At 72.4% G+C, this 13,044-nt stretch carries 12 protein-coding genes; 10 read left to right on the forward strand and 2 right to left on the reverse strand.

Annotated features, from left to right (window positions below):
- The 6 genes from ACSNOG_RS20560 to ACSNOG_RS20585 form a co-directional block, all read left to right on the forward strand.
- A partial coding sequence (locus tag ACSNOG_RS20560; RefSeq protein ID WP_436754135.1) for a phosphopantetheine-binding protein occupies positions 1-284 on the forward strand: 284 nt, incomplete at its 5' end.
- A complete protein-coding gene (locus tag ACSNOG_RS20565) occupies positions 281-1,141 on the forward strand; it encodes an alpha/beta fold hydrolase (protein WP_436754136.1) in 861 nt (286 codons plus the stop codon). The genes ACSNOG_RS20560 and ACSNOG_RS20565, both read left to right, overlap by 4 nt.
- A complete protein-coding gene (locus ACSNOG_RS20570) occupies positions 1,138-2,346 on the forward strand; it encodes a glycosyltransferase (RefSeq protein ID WP_436754137.1) in 1,209 nt (402 codons plus the stop codon). Before ACSNOG_RS20565 ends, ACSNOG_RS20570 begins: the two co-directional genes overlap by 4 nt.
- Entirely contained in the window at positions 2,343-3,407 is a 1,065-nt protein-coding gene (locus ACSNOG_RS20575) for a class I SAM-dependent methyltransferase (RefSeq protein ID WP_436754138.1), read from the forward strand. Before ACSNOG_RS20570 ends, ACSNOG_RS20575 begins: the two co-directional genes overlap by 4 nt.
- Positions 3,404-3,730: an alpha/beta hydrolase fold domain-containing protein gene (locus ACSNOG_RS20580; RefSeq protein WP_436754161.1), complete on the forward strand. Its 327-nt coding sequence runs from the start codon at positions 3,404-3,406 to the stop codon at positions 3,728-3,730. The genes ACSNOG_RS20575 and ACSNOG_RS20580 overlap by 4 nt, the downstream gene beginning before the upstream one ends.
- Before the next feature lie 78 nt (positions 3,731-3,808).
- Positions 3,809-4,222 (forward strand): hypothetical protein, encoded by a 414-nt coding sequence (locus ACSNOG_RS20585; RefSeq protein ID WP_436754139.1) that lies wholly within the window; start codon positions 3,809-3,811, stop codon positions 4,220-4,222.
- A gap of 13 nt (positions 4,223-4,235) precedes the next feature.
- On the opposite strand, the gene ACSNOG_RS20590 is transcribed toward ACSNOG_RS20585, so the two are convergent.
- Complete coding sequence (locus ACSNOG_RS20590; protein ID WP_436754140.1) at positions 4,236-5,276, reverse strand: VWA domain-containing protein; 1,041 nt, start codon at positions 5,274-5,276, stop codon at positions 4,236-4,238.
- A 308-nt stretch (positions 5,277-5,584) separates the two neighbouring features.
- On the opposite strand from ACSNOG_RS20590, the gene ACSNOG_RS20595 reads away from it, so the two are divergent.
- From ACSNOG_RS20595 to ACSNOG_RS20610, 4 genes are all read left to right on the forward strand, one after another.
- On the forward strand, positions 5,585-6,022 hold the full coding sequence (locus tag ACSNOG_RS20595; RefSeq protein WP_436754141.1) for a class I SAM-dependent methyltransferase: 438 nt from the start codon (positions 5,585-5,587) through the stop codon (positions 6,020-6,022).
- Between the two features lie 64 nt (positions 6,023-6,086).
- Entirely contained in the window at positions 6,087-7,820 is a 1,734-nt protein-coding gene (locus tag ACSNOG_RS20600; RefSeq protein WP_436754142.1) for an amidohydrolase, read from the forward strand.
- 142 nt (positions 7,821-7,962) lie between these two features.
- The gene (locus tag ACSNOG_RS20605; protein WP_436754143.1) at positions 7,963-8,457 is read left to right on the forward strand and encodes a DUF4396 domain-containing protein; all 495 of its coding nucleotides are present in this window, start codon (positions 7,963-7,965) and stop codon (positions 8,455-8,457) included.
- Positions 8,458-8,680: 223 nt separating this feature from the next.
- The gene (locus tag ACSNOG_RS20610) at positions 8,681-10,018 is read left to right on the forward strand and encodes a wax ester/triacylglycerol synthase family O-acyltransferase (protein ID WP_436754162.1); all 1,338 of its coding nucleotides are present in this window, start codon (positions 8,681-8,683) and stop codon (positions 10,016-10,018) included.
- Positions 10,019-10,114: 96 nt separating this feature from the next.
- Here the strand turns inward: ACSNOG_RS20610 and ACSNOG_RS20615 are convergent, their stop codons facing one another.
- On the reverse strand, positions 10,115-12,706 hold the full coding sequence (locus ACSNOG_RS20615) for a SpoIIE family protein phosphatase (RefSeq protein WP_436754144.1): 2,592 nt from the start codon (positions 12,704-12,706) through the stop codon (positions 10,115-10,117).
- Positions 12,707-13,044 lie beyond the last annotated feature (338 nt).

Below are 13,044 nucleotides of genomic sequence, written 5' to 3' on the forward strand. Positions count from 1 at the left end.
CCGCCATCCCCGCCGTCCCCGCCGTCCTTGCCGAGCTCACCGAGGCCCTGCACGCCGTACTCCCCGAGATCGCCCTCGAGGACACGCCCGTCACCATGGACACCCGCTTCGTCGAGGACCTCGACCTGGAGTCCATCGACCTGGTCACCCTCACCGCCGAACTCGGACGCCGCTACGGCGACCGTGTCGACTTCCCGGCCTTCTTCGCCTCCCTCGAACTCACCGAGATCATCGAACTCTCCGCCGGGCAGCTGGTCCACTACATCGCAGGGCGTCTGGGGTGACGACGGCCCGCCGCCCGCGCCTCAACGTGGCCCGTATCGGACCGTCCGGCGGCGACACCGCCGTCCTGGTCCACGGCATCGCCACGGACAACCTGACCAGCTACTACTTCACCGTGGCCCCGGCGCTCGCCGAGGCCGGACACGACGTGGTGATGTACGACCAGCGCGGCCACGGCCGCAGCGAACGGCCCGGCAGCGGCTACCGGCTGGAGGACTTCACCGGCGACCTCGCCGCCCTCGTCGACGGCCTCGGCACGACCGGGCCGGTCCACCTGATCGGGAACTCCTTCGGGGGCACCGTCGCCTTCGACTACGCCCTGCGCCACCCCGACCGGGTCGCCGGCCTCCTCGTCGTGGAGTCCGAGCCGCCCACCGCGGCCTGGGCCGCGAAGATGAGCACCCTCCTCGCGGGCTCGGCGAGCAGACTCCGTGACGGGCGGGCCCTGCCCTGGATCGAGGGGAACTACGGCCGGCACTCGGCCCGGCTGGTCCGCCGGGCCCGCCCGCTGCTGCAGGAGACGACGATCGCCGCCGACATCGCGGCCAGCCGGATCCCCGCCGAGGAGCGCTGGCGGGACCTCGACGTGCCCGTCCTCGCGGTGTACGGCAACACCTCCGACCTCGCGGCCACGGCGCCCCGGCTGGAGGCCCTGCTCCCCAACTGCCGCACCCATCAGGTGGCCGGCCACGGCCACTCCGTCCTCGTGGGCGACCCGCGGACCGTCGGGACGCTCATGCTCGACTGGATCCGGGCGGGGCACCGGGACGGGGATCGCGATCGGGACCGGGATCGGGAGCGGGATCGGGAGCGGGCTCCGGACCGGGGCGGCGACCGTGCGAAGGCCGTCCGCGTATGAGGCGTCCGAGGCCCCCGAGGCCCCCGAGGCGATTCCTCTTCGTCGTGCCGCCGCTCGTCGGGCACGTCAACCCCGCCGTCGCGGTGGCCGCCGAACTCACCCGCCGCGGACACCGCGTCGCCTGGGCCGGGCACCCCGGACTCCTCGGGGAACTGGCAGGACCCGACGCCGAAGTCCACCCTTGCGCGGCACCCCACGACCTGCACCGACCGCCCGGGCTCCGGGGCGTGGCGGCACTGCGCTTCCTGTGGGAGGACTTCCTCACCCCGCTCGCCACGGCGATGGCGCCCGGCGTGGAACGAGCCGTCGCCGCCTTCCACCCGGACGTGATCGTCGCCGACCAGCAGGCGCTCGCGGGGGCCCTGACGGCCGAACGGCTCGGCATCCCCTGTGCGACCTCCGCCACCACCTCCGCCGAGTTCTCCGGCGCGCTCGCCGGAATGCCGAAGGTGGAGGAGTGGATCCGGGGACTGCTGGCCGGGCTGCGGGACGCACTCGGCGACCCGGCGTGCACCCACGACCCCCGCTTCTCGCCCGGCCTCGTCCTCGCCTTCACGACCACCGCCCTGACGGGGGAGTGCGCCGTGCCCCCGCAGACCCGCTTCGTAGGGCCCGCCCTCGCGCAGCGACCCGGCGCCGCGCCGTTCCCCTGGGAGCGGCTGGACCCGGGCCGGCGCACCGTGCTGGTCTCCCTCGGCACCGCCAACACCGAGCTCGGCGGCCGCTTCCTCACCGAGTGCGCGGCGGCCGTACGGGAGCGGTCACCGCACCTCCAGGCCGTCGTCGCCGACCCGGGCGGGGCGCTCGACGGCACCTCGGACGACACCGTGCTGGCCGTGCGGCGCGTACCGCAACTCGCCCTGCTGCCCAGGGCGTCGGCGGTCGTCTGCCACGCCGGGCACAACACCGTCGCGGAGTCCCTGCTGCACGGGGTCCCCCTGGTCGCCGCCCCCATCCGCGACGACCAGCCCGTGATCGCCGCACAGCTCACCACGGCGGGCGCCGGGATCCGGGTCCGGTTCGGCCGCAGCGACCACCGCACCATCGGCGCCGCGCTGGACGGTGTGCTCACCGACCCCCGGTACGGCGCGGCCGCCCGCCGCATCCAGGAGTCCTTCCGTGCCGCGGGAGGCGCCGCAGCGGCCGTCACGCACCTCGAAGACTTCGCCACCCCCACACGACAGGGAGAACCAGGAACACCATGAACCGCATCCAGGAGGTCGCCCGGCTCCGCGTCGACTACCAGCGCGAACTCGCCCTCGGCACGGAACGCTTCCACGCGCCGAAGCGCACCACGTGCCCCTGGTGCGACTCCTCCCGCCTGCGGACCCGGCTGCGCACCGTCGACCTGCTCCAGCACAAACCCGGCACCTTCGTAATCGACCAGTGCCGCGACTGCTCCCACTCCTTCCAGAACCCGCAGCTCACGCCCGAGGGACTGGACTTCTACTACCGGGACTTCTACGACGGCCTGGGAGCCGCGCTGGCCGCATGGGTCTTCGACGGCAAGGGCAATCGCAAGCGCTACCTCGCCAGTGCCCGCGCCCTCCTGCCGTTCGGCGCGCCCCGTCGCTGGCTGGACGTCGGCACCGGGCACGGCCACTTCCCCCAGATGGCCAAAACGGTTCATCCGGCCACCGTCTTCGACGGCCTCGACGTCAGCGAAGGAGCCGACGAGGGCAAGCGCCAGGGCCGGATCGCCGAGGCGCACCGCGGTCTCCTCACCGACCTCGCCCCCAAGCTGGAGGGCAGGTACGACGCGGCGAGCATGTTCCACTACCTGGAGCACACCACCGACCCGCGCGCGGAACTGACCGCCGCCCGCACGGTTCTCGCCCCCGGCGGCCATCTGATCATCGAGGTGCCGGACCCCGAGTGCCTGTCGAGCGCAATCCTGGGCCGCTGGTGGATGCCGTACTTCCAGCCCCAGCACCTGCACCTCATCCCGATCGCCAACCTCCGCCGCGAACTGGAAGCACTCGGCTACACCGTCGTCGCCGTCGAACGGCACGAGCCGCACATCCCGTTCGACATCACCGGCGCCGCGGTCCTCGCCCTCGCCCACGCCCTGCCGCCCGCGGACGATCCCTGGCACGCCGTCCCACCCAGCGGCCTCCAGCGCAAGGCCCGTACGGCCATCTTCTGGTCGGCGGTCCCCTTGCTGGCCGGCGTGTACGGAGCGGAGCAACTGCTCGCCCCGCTCCTCCGCCGGACGCGCCTCTCCAACGCGTACCGGATCGTGGCACGCAACGGAACCGCCGCCTGAGTGCGAGACGACTCACCTGCGAAGCGGCCGCCCGGTGGCCGGCGGACCACGCCGAAGCCGAGTTCGGTACCCGGCGGCTGCTGATCGGGGGCGAATCGGCCGGCGCCCACCTGAGCGTCGTGACGCTGCTCCGCCTGCGCGACCGGCACGGCATCACCGGCGCGTTCCGGGCGGCCGACCTGCCGTTCCGGCCTGTCACCCGCCCGGATCGTCGTCGGCACCGAGGATCCGCTGCTGGACGATCGGGTGACCGAACTCCTGCACGGCTCGGCGGCCGGTGCGGTGCAGCCCACGGTGCTGGCTCCCCTCACACCGCGTGGTGAGAAGGCGAAGGCAGCACGCCGGTGAACCGCCTGGGCAGGTGTCTGGTCTGATCAGGGGAACTTCCGGCGGAGACGGGCGTGCTCGTCCTCGGCGTGATCTTCTACATGGCTTCCCTGAGTATCGCCGTCGTCGGTGCCGCCCAGGCCGCAGGGGGCAATGGGCGCCCGACCATCACCGACGTCAGGCTCGAAGGCCCTCGCTCCGGCACCAGACTGCACTTCACCGTCCGCGCTGACGGGGTACGGAAGTGGTCGCACATCGAGGTGTCCGTGAGTCCTCAGCCCCCTGCGAAGGCAGGGGACCTCTACTGGAGCGTGCTGCGGCCGGACGACCAGGGAAAGATCTTCCAGCAGATCGACATCCCGCTCTCGCCTCCGGCAGGGACATCCGTGGTGGCGATTTCCGCAGCCGATCCCGACGCGTCCGAAGCGGGCGAGTGCGAAGCCAACACGCAGCACGGGCCGGCGTGCACGGAGCTTCACCTGGGCTGAAGCCTTCAGGGCCTCAGTTCATCAGGAGCAGCCGCGTGTTCGGAACCAGCTTCCGGTTCACGCTCGTGCTCTGCACGAAGATGGTGAAGTCGTCGTTGTGGTCCGGCTTGACGCGGATTTCCATGTCCGGCAGGCCGAGCAGGGACCGGGCCTCCGGCCCCGTGTACACCCGGTCCGTCTTCTTCTCCAGGACCGCGATCTGCTTCCGTGCCTGGATCTTCTCCGACTTGCTCAGCTGATAGAACGCACAGCCCGTACGGTAAGTGTGGCCGCATTCGACGACCCAGTCCCGGATGGCCGCTTCACGTGCCACGGGAATCAACTGGTATTCCGAGGGATTCACCGGAGTGAGGCCGGCCGCCTTGATGGTGTCCTCGTTGACCGTATCCGCACCCATGGAAAAGACGGCTCGCGATCCCCGGATGCCCTGAGTACGGCCGATCATGAATTTCTCGGTGGCCTGCTGGATGACCTGCCCGGCTTCTTCCAGGCCCTGTGTGCTCGTGGCGTCCCAGATGGCCACGTTGTCCTTGGGGAAACCGCACTGCATGGCCTCGCGCTTGCCCATTTGGTCCGGCACGAGAACGGCCAGAGTCCAGTTGTCCTCCTGCGTCTCGATCATCTTGGCCACGGCCTTGACCAGTTCGCCCTGGTTCCTGGTGGGGGCATCCGGGCAGCGATGACTTGCGTTCTCCTGGCCGTCGGTCAGCACGAACGTCAGGAAGCTGTGGTCGCCGTACAGCTGAGCCGTCTGCGCCAGCTCCCGCTGCGACTTCAGGGTGGCCGCCAGCAGAGCCGTCATTCCCCCGACCCGGTACAACTGCTTCAGGGACGGCATGCGCAGCACGTCCTTGTCGTAAATGACGCACTCCACCTTGTCCGCAAAGACGTACACCGTGACGCGGGTCTCCTGGTCCAGTTCCTTCGACCGGCGGGCCAGATAGGCGATCTGCTGGTCGGCGACTTCGACGACCTTGCGGCTCAGGCCCGACATGGACGAGCTGGCATCCAGCACGAGAGCAACGTGATTGATGTAGTTCTGGATTCCGGACATGGCCGTTCCCCCTCTTTCCGACTAGGTGCTCTCACCTTCTCACCCACCACTGACAATCGACCTCGGCTCCCGGGTCAGCGACGCGGCCGAACCACGGCGCGCTCACCGCCCGGGGCCGGCGCGGCCCGGCGGCCGTCCGTTGACGCGTTCGGCCGCCCGGCTGTTCGGCGGCCGTCGGCGCGGGGGAGGGATCCTGCATGCCCAGGACCCCAGCCTGTTGTTATGCCTTCATCAGCCACCGTCTTGTCAGAGCCGCCCTGGGCGACAGTCCGTCCCGTGACGTCCGCTGGATCGCCCCCGTCCCCGGCATGCGCTGTGCCGAGATCGGCAGCGGCGGCGGCTTCTACACCGCGGCCCTCGCCGCCCGCCTCGGCCCGGGCGGCCTCCTGGTCGCCCTGGACCCCGCGGCCCACGATCCTCGTGCCCGACGCCGTGCTGGACCGGGTGCCACGACCGTCCATGTGGCCGGGGACGGGCACGCCCTGCCTTTCGCCTCCGCGAGCCTCGACGCGCTGCTGTACAGCTACAGCCTTGAGGAGATGTCCGACAAGCGCTCGGCGCTGGCGGAAGCCGGGCGCGTGCTGCGTCCGGGAGGGCAACTCGTGCTGTTCCTGTGGCGTCCCCTGACGTCCCGTCGCCGCCGCACGTCCGCGCTCACCGCCCTCCGTACCTTGGACGACGGGTTCACGCTGCTCCGCGCCGACCGTGGCCTGCAGAATCTCCGCCTTGCCTATGGGAAGCGGTGACCGGCCCGCGGTGTCGGCCTAACGTTTCTTCCGGTTCCATGAACACGAATCGGAAGGATTTGCCGTGTCCATATCTGACAAGCGCCTGACAGCGACGATGTCCCGGCGAGGCGTCGGCCGGCTGTTAGGAGCCGCCGCGGCCACTTCGCTGCTCGGCGGTACGGGACAGGCCGCCGCGTCCGGACGGGGCGCGGCGGACCTGGTGCTCCACAACGGTGATGTGATCACGATGGACCAGGGCCGCCCGCGAGCGACGGCCGTCGCCGTCCGGGCGGGCACGGTCGTCTACGTGGGCTCGGACACCGGCGCCCGGGCATTCGCCGGCAGAGGCACCGAGACGGTCGACTTGCGGGGCCGGACGCTGATGCCCGGCATCAACGACACCCACCTGCACGCAGCGGTGTACCGGCTGAACCTCCCGCCGTACGCGCTGGATCTCGGCCCGGCCGCGGCGAAGTCCGTCGCCGACATCGTCGCCGCCGTGGCGGCCGAGGCCGGACGCACCCCGGCGGGGGAGTGGATCCGGGGCGCCGGGTGGAATCCCGGACGGCTGGCCGAGAAGCGCGAGCCGAACCGCGACGACCTCGACCGCGTCTCGCCGGACCACCCGGTGTTCCTCCAGGACAGCGGCTATCACGTCAGCGCGGTCAACTCCCGCGCCCTGGCACTCGCCGGGATCACCGACATCGGGCCGGACGGCACCGGAAAGCCCGGCGTCGACTACGACGCCGACGGGCGACCCACAGGCGTACTGCGCTACGGAGGGCAGGCACTGGTCCAGCTGCTGCTCCCGCCCCGCAGCCGGGAGCAGCGCAAGCAGGCGATCCAGGACGCGCTCACCCGCCTGCGGGCGGAGGGCATCACCAGCTTCACCGACCCGGGACTCGGACCCGGCGGTGACGGACTCGGCGGTGGCACCCAGGGCATCGAGACCCTCAACGCCTACGTGGACCTGGCCCGCTCCGGAACCCTCGACGCACGGGTGAGCGCGCTGTTCCTGCCCTGCTCCCAGTCCGGTGGATCCGCCGCAGCGGTCGACAGGGCGCTTCGGGAATTCACGCCGCCGACCGGTGTCGACGCCCGCCGGTTCGCCGTGCGCGGGGTCAAGTTGTTCTCCGACAGCGGCGGTGACCTGCTGGTCGCCGGGAACACCCACGAGGAGCGGGCCGCCGAACTCACCGAAATGGTCCGTATCGCTCATGCCGCCGGCTACCAGGTGGGGGTGCACTGCTACCGCTGGGTGCCCACCGTCGTGGACGCTTTCACCGCCGCCCTGCGCCGCCACCCGCGAGCCGATGCCCGGCACATCGCGATGCACGGCGCTTTCGTCCCCGCGAGCCTCCTGCCCACGATGGCCAGGCACCGGATCGGCCTCGGGCCGCAGGCACAGAGCTGGGCCAACGCGATCCACCGGGCGGCACAGGGACCGGCCGGCGACGCCTTCCTGCCGTGGCGCTCGGCGGTGGATGCCGGCGTGCCGCTCCTGGGCAGTTCGGACGCTCCGGTGAACGCCCCGGACTGGCGCGCCGGCGTGCAGGCCCTGGTGACCCGGCGCGGTGCGTGCGGCGACGTGCACGGCCCCGAACAGCGCCTGACCCTGGAACAGGCACTGGCCGCCTACACCACCGCCGGTGCCTGGCAGGACTTCGCCGAGAGCTGGAAGGGGTCGGTGAGCGTGGGCAAGGTGGCCGACCTGTGCGTCCTCGGCGGCAACCTGCGCACCACGCCCCCGGACGAGATCGCCGGTGTGCCGGTGGCCATGACGGTCTTCGACGGCCGGATCGTCCACGAGGCCTGACGGCGAATGCGTCGTGACCGCCGCCGGTATGACGGGCACGGAAACCAGCGGCGGTCCCCGCGCCCCCGACGTAATACCCCTCAGGGGCATAGGCTGGTTGGTGTGGCCCACTGAGAGCGGGCCTGTGCGGGACGGAACGGGGATGACGGCCATGGATCACACCGCGCCCGTCGGCGGCGGGCCGCACGGGGGCACGTCGTGGGGCACGTCCTGGGGTACGGCGGCGAAGGCGACCCTGCACTGCCTGACCGGATGCGCCCTCGGTGAGATCCTCGGCATGGTCATCGGCACGGCGCTGATGTGGGGCAACGTCGAGACGATGGTGCTGGCGATCGCCCTGGCGTTCCTGTTCGGCTACTCCTTCACGCTGTTCGCCGTGCGCCGCGCCGGCCTGGACGTCAAGTCCGCGATCAAGGTCGCGCTGGCCGCCGACACGGTCTCGATCGCCGTGATGGAGCTGGTCGACAACGTCATCATCGTTCTCGTCCCGGGCGCGATGGACGCTCACCTGTCGGACGGGCTGTTCTGGAGTGCGCTGCTGGGCGGCTTCGCCGTCGCGTTCCTGATCACCACCCCGGTCAACAAGTGGATGATCGGCCGCGGCAAGGGCCACGCCGTCGTCCACGCCCACCACTGACCCCCCACCCGGGAGCTGCTCCCCGGTCCCGGTCCCGGGCCCTGGCGCGATGATGAAATCCGGTCATCCTTAACGTTGCGTGACATGGCCGCACTTGACTGTAGTTGACCAACGGGGATTGACTTCGGATCGCTTACGTTCAGCAGCGCTGTCCCGGCCCCGGCCCACGCGACGCGCGAGCGCTCCCGTTCCCCGTGACCTCGGAGACCCCGTGACCTCTGAAGTGGCCCCCGAACTACTCACTCCGCTCGACCTCGCCTTCTGGAACATCGAGTCCTCCGGCCATCCCCTGCACATGGGCGGGCTCGTCGTCTTCGACGCCGACACCCCGGACGCCGCCCGGCGCGCCGCCGGGCTGCTCAAGGCCCGCGCCGCCCGCATACCGGGCCTGAACACCCGCATCCGCCCCGTCCTGCTGCCCCTCGGCGGTGCCGCCCGTCATGTCGCCCCCGGCTACGACCCGTCGGACCACGTACATCTCACCGAACCCGTACGGGACTTCCACGTCGCCGCCGGGGCCCTGATGCAGCAGCCGCTGGAGCGGGGACGGCCTCCGTGGGCCGCCCATGTGCTCCCCGCCGCGGAGGGCACGTCCTTCGCCGTCCTGTTCACCTTCCACCACGCCCACGCGGACGGCATGCGCGCCGCGTCGTACGTCCTGTCGCTCCTGGACCCCGCCGCCGTCGACGGAGCACTCGCCCCGGCCGGTGTCGCGCCCCGGCCGCAGGAGGCCGGCTCCGCCCTGCGCCTGCCCGATCCGCGCGAACTGCCCGGCCTGGTGCGCGACGCCGTCGCCGACGCCGGACAGGCCCTGTCGATCGGCTCGGCGATGGCCCGCGCCGCCTGGGGCGTGCGCTCCTCGCCCGCTCTCACCTCCCGCGCCACCGGCGCTCGCCGCGCCGACGGTGCGGTCGTCGACCTGCGGGACGTGCACCGCGTCCGCGAGGCCACGGGCGGCACCGTCAACGACGTCCTCCTCGCCGTGGTCGCGGGTGGCCTGCGGCGCTGGCTCGACAAGCGCGGCGACGGCAGCGACGGCGTACAGCCCAGAGCCCTCGTCCCCGTGTCGCTGCGCGACCCGAACGAACCCGGCGCCGCCGGCAACCGGCTCTCCGGCTACCTGATCCGCCTCCCCGTCGATCAGGCGGAGCCCCTCGCCCGCCTGCACGCGGTGCGCGAGGCCATGGAGCGCAACAAGCAGGCGGGCCCCGCCGGCGGGCCGGGCGCCGCGGCGCTGCTCGCCGACGCCATTCCGCCCCTCGGCCACCGCTTCGGCGGCGGCCTGATCGCCCGCTCGGGCCGCCTCTTCTACGACCTGCTCATCTCCAGCGTCCCGCTGCGCGGCGCCCACGGCCTCACGCTGGCGGACAGCCCCGTCCGCGAGGCCTACCCCCTGGCCCCGCTCGCACCCGGGCAGTCCCTGGCGGTGGGCATCACCACCTACGAGGACCGTGTCTGCTACGGCCTGCTCGCCGACGCCGTCGCCGTACCCGACCTGGACGTGCTCGCCCGGTCGATCGTGGAGGAGGCCGCCGAACTGGTCGCGGTCTGCACGTCCTGAGCCCTCCCGCTTCCGGAGCCCTCCCGTCTCCGGAGCCCTCCCGGTTCCGGCGCCGCGGTGACAGTCGAAGCCGCCCCCCCCGGCGAAGATCGCTCGTCAGGCTGACGGGGGCAGGTGAATGTCGAGGACGCACACGTCGTCGCGCTGGTCGTCCGGGAGGAGGCGGGCCAGCAAGGTGTCGAGGGAGCCGGGGCCGTCCGCGGCCAGTTCGGTCTCGGCGGCGCGGGCGAGGCGGTCGAGCCCCTCGTCCAAGTGCTCTCGGGGGCGTTCGACCAGGCCGTCGGTGTACAGCAGCAGGTGGTCGCCGGGCGCGATCCGGCACACGGCCTCCTCGAAGGAGGGCCGCAGCGTGGCGCCGAGCAGTATGCCCTCGGGCGGGGAGAGGAACTCCGCCTTTCCCCGGCGTACGAGCAGGGGCGGTAGATGACCCGCGTGGACCCAGGTCAGACAGCGGTCGGCGGGGTCGTAGCGGCCGAGCACCAGGGTGGCGGTCGCGTGGTGGTCGCGCGTGTGCAGGAGCAGGGTGTTGAGACGGTGCAGCGCGCCGGTGAGCGACGAACCGGTGACGACCATGCCCTTGGCCGTGAAGCGCAGCTGGGCCATGGTGGCGACCGCGTCGATGCCGTGCCCCGCCACGTCGCCGACCGCGAAGAGCACGCCGCCGTCGCCGGGCATTTCGAGGGCGCTGTACCAGTCGCCGCCCACGTTGAGGTCGTCGTGGGAGGGGAGGTAGGCGACGTCGACGCGCAGACCGGCCAGGTTCAGCGACTGCCCGGGCAGCGGCAGCAGGGCGTGCTGCAGGCGGGCGGCGACCGTCCGCTCCGCCTGCAGCACGTTGCGCTGCGCCAGGACGGCCTGCCGGGTCTCGGTCAGGGCCAGTTCGGCGGTGCGCTGCGCCGTGAGGTTCTGGACGAAACCGTGCACTTCGACAGGGGTGCCGTGGGCGTCCGGCACGGCTTCGGCGACGACCCGCAGGTGCCGGACACCGCCCCGCGTCGTGATCCGGACCGGGTGGTCGACGGGGGTGCCGGCGCCGAGGAGTTCCCGGATCGCGCGGGTGAAGTCAGGGGCGTCCTCGGGCAGGACGTCCCCGGGGAAGGCCTCCAGGGGCAGCGGGCCCAGCTCCGGGTCGCGGTCGAGGACGGCGTAGACCTGGGGCGACCAGTTGATGGCGCCGGTGACGAGGTTCCAGTCCGTCCAGCCGAGGTTGCCGAGTCGCTGCAGGTCGGCCAGGAGGGCCTGCTGCCGGGCGACGTCGTCGTGGCCCACCCAGGTGACCACGAGGGCGTCACCGAGTTTCACCGCGCGGACGGAGTAGGTGGAGCGCTGCCGCAGGCCGGCGACGACCTCCTCGTAGGTGAAGGGCTCGCTCTCGTACGGCGTCCCTGTGCTGAGCGTCCGCAGGTAGCCCCGCCAGGCGTCGGCGCCGGCCACGGTGGGGTAGCACTCCAGGACCCGCAGCCCCACCAGGCGGCGGCCGCGCCGGCCTGCGACGTCGACGGAGTGCGGCGCGGCGGCGTCGATGCGGAAGTCCTCGACGTCACCCGCCGGCGACCGCAGGGGAGCGAGGAGGACGGCCGGGCCCGGCAGGGCGTCGAAGACGGCCTGGACGAGTGCGGCCGCGTCGGCTGCGGACCCTCCCGGGCACCCGGGCTGCACCGGCTGTCCGGCCGGTGCGGACCACTCGGAGGCTCCTGAGGCCCCTGAAGCCCCTGACGGGCCGGACGTCCCCGAGACGCCGGACCTTCCCGGGACGCCGGACACCCCGGGTCCACCGGACGGCCCGCGCCGTCCGTTCAGCAGAAGCGGCCCCGCGCACATCTCCCCGGTACGAAGGCTCCCGGCGCACAGCCGGGCGACCGACTGCAGCAGCTCGCGCACGTCTTCGCCGAAGGGGGCGTCCACCGTGCGCAGGACGCCCAGGACCGCGGTGACCCTGCCGCCGGTGCTGACCGGGAGCCAGGCGCGGGTGAGCCACTTCTGCGGCGGCTGTCCTATCAGGTGGTAGCGCTGCGCGTCCCGTGCCGGGTCCTCCAGCCAGATGGCTTCGCCGCGGCGGAAGGCGTCGAGCGGGGCGATGCCGTCGACGGGCGGCACGGACCGCCATTGAGCGGCGACCGCGGCGCCGGCGCCGGCGTGCCCGGCGAGCTCCAGGGCGTCGTGCACGGTGCGCGAGAAGAGGAGGACGGCGTCGGCCCGGACCGGCGGCCCGGCCAGGTGGTCCAGCAGCCGTTCCGCGACGTCCTGCAGGCAGGCGGCGCCGGCGAGCGCCGTGCTGAGGCTGCCGAGGAGCGCGGGACGGGCGGGCGCGCACGGCTCCGCGCGAGGCTCCGGCACCTGCCCGGGCCGCCCGGCGGCGGGTACCGGACCGCGAGGGCCGAAGGCCCCCCGGACGGCGGGGGAGGGCGGGGGGCCCGTCTGCGGGAGGTCACCGAGGACGATCCAGCACTCCTCGGTCACCGTGCGGCCGTCGGCCCGCGCCCGCCGGGCCAGCTCCTCGTGCGCTTCTGCGCCCGAGCAGCCCGACCGCGCCATCAGCACGCCCTTGGCGCGCTCCAGCACGGCCGCCGTGGACGCCCGGTGGTGCAGGCGCTCGTTCTCGGCGCGTAAGGCGGCCACCACCTTGGCCAGCGCTACGACGTCGGGTACGACGCCGGACTCCTCGTCCTCGACAGGCTCGCTCGTCACGTCACCGAGGATGTCACAGGCAGCAGCCGCAGGAGCCCTGCGCGGAGGCGCCGGAACCGGCCGGGCGAAAGAGGGTACGCCTGCCTCGCGGTTAGCAGTGGCGGATCAGCCGCGATCACCCGAACTGGTGAATCGCCAGTTCGCGGACCTTCACCCCGGGTGGCTGCGCCGACCGGAACAGCCTGGTTACCCAAACACCCCTGATGTGCGGCGACTTGAAGCGCGTCACCTGTTTGACCGGTGACGCATGCTGTGTCACAGTCATCCGGCACGCCCAAAACGGCGGTCCTCGGGACCGGCGTGCGTGTGAGATCTCCTGCGAGGCGCGGAGCGTTCGC

The organism is Streptomyces sp. URMC 124 (assembly GCF_051386455.1).
In the GTDB taxonomy this organism is placed as follows: domain Bacteria; phylum Actinomycetota; class Actinomycetes; order Streptomycetales; family Streptomycetaceae; genus Streptomyces.

Excerpts from the sequence above, each read along its gene's own strand:
- ACSNOG_RS20570 (WP_436754137.1), top strand. The coding sequence starts at position 1,138 with ATGAGGCGTCCGAGGCCCCCGAGGCCCCCGAGGCGATTCCTCTTCGTC.
- ACSNOG_RS20575 (WP_436754138.1), top strand. The coding sequence starts at position 2,343 with ATGAACCGCATCCAGGAGGTCGCCCGGCTCCGCGTCGACTACCAGCGC.
- ACSNOG_RS20590 (WP_436754140.1), bottom strand. The coding sequence starts at position 5,276 with ATGTCCGGAATCCAGAACTACATCAATCACGTTGCTCTCGTGCTGGAT.
- ACSNOG_RS20595 (WP_436754141.1), top strand. The coding sequence starts at position 5,585 with ATGCGCTGTGCCGAGATCGGCAGCGGCGGCGGCTTCTACACCGCGGCC.
- ACSNOG_RS20605 (WP_436754143.1), top strand. The coding sequence starts at position 7,963 with ATGACGGCCATGGATCACACCGCGCCCGTCGGCGGCGGGCCGCACGGG.